General features: G+C 81.8%; 1 pseudogene. It reads left to right on the forward strand.

The features are described from left to right. Positions 1-1,020: pseudogene (locus tag GTR00_RS21600) on the forward strand (hypothetical protein); the annotation flags it as partial.

A 1,020-nucleotide genomic window follows, 5' to 3' on the forward strand; every position in this document is an offset into this window, starting at 1 on the left:
CCCGACGCCCGCCCCGGCCGGCGCGGGCGGCTCCTCGCCGCGCTGCTGGTCGCGGGCGCGCTCGCCGCCACCGCCGCCTCCCTCGTGCCCGCCGCCGCCGTCACCTCCGCCGCGCAGGGCGCCCTGTGGGTGGCGCTGCTCGCCGCCCTCACCGCCCGCGCCGTGCGCGGGCCGGGCCGCGCCCCCTGGGCGTGGTTCGCCACCGGCGTCGCGCTGCTCGTCGCCTCCCGCCTGGTGCTGCTGGCCGCCGCCGGCAGCCCCCTGGTGGGACCGCAGGTGCTCCAGCGGCACGGCTGGCTCGTGCTGGCCGGGCTGGCCGGCTACGCGGCCCTCTGGGCGGGGCAGGTGGCGCTGATGAGGGAGCGGGTCAGCGGCGCCACCGGCTCCTGGCTGGACGGGGCCCTGGCCGCCACGCTGCTGGCGGCCGTGTGCGCCGCGGTGTCCCTGGAGCCGCTGGACCGCGCCACCGGCATGGGCGCGGTGCCCAGCGCCGCCGCCGTGGGGCGCCCCGCCCTGGACGTGCTGGTGCTCGCGCTGGCCCTGGCCACGTGGGCGCTGGCGGGCCCGCGCAGCGACCGGCGCCTGCCGCTGGTCGCCGCGGCCTTCGCCGCCCTGACCGTGGCCGACCTCGCCGACCTGGCGCGCCTGACCGGGCACGCCGGCGCGGTCGCGGCCGTCTCGCCGCTGTCCGTCGCCGTCGACCTGACCCGGCTGGCCGCCGGCGGGCTGCTGCTGCTGGCCGCCCGCGCACCGGCCGGCGCGGCGCGGCGGCGCCCGGTGCGGCGGTGGTCGGTGATGGCGGCGCCCGTGCTCGTCCTCGTCGGCGGCCTCGCGCTGCTCGCCGTGGACCAGCACCGCCCGCTGCCGGGCGCGGCCGTGGCGCTGGCGCTGGCCGCTGCCGGCGGCGTGACCGTGAAGGTCGTGCTGGCCTTCCTGGACCAGGTGCGGCTGGCCGACAGCCACCGCCAGGCCGTCACCGACGACCTGACCGGCCTGGCCAACCGGCGCGCGCTGTTCCAC

It is taken from the genome of Kineococcus indalonis, assembly GCF_009906395.1.
GTDB classification, from domain to species: domain Bacteria; phylum Actinomycetota; class Actinomycetes; order Actinomycetales; family Kineococcaceae; genus Kineococcus; species Kineococcus indalonis.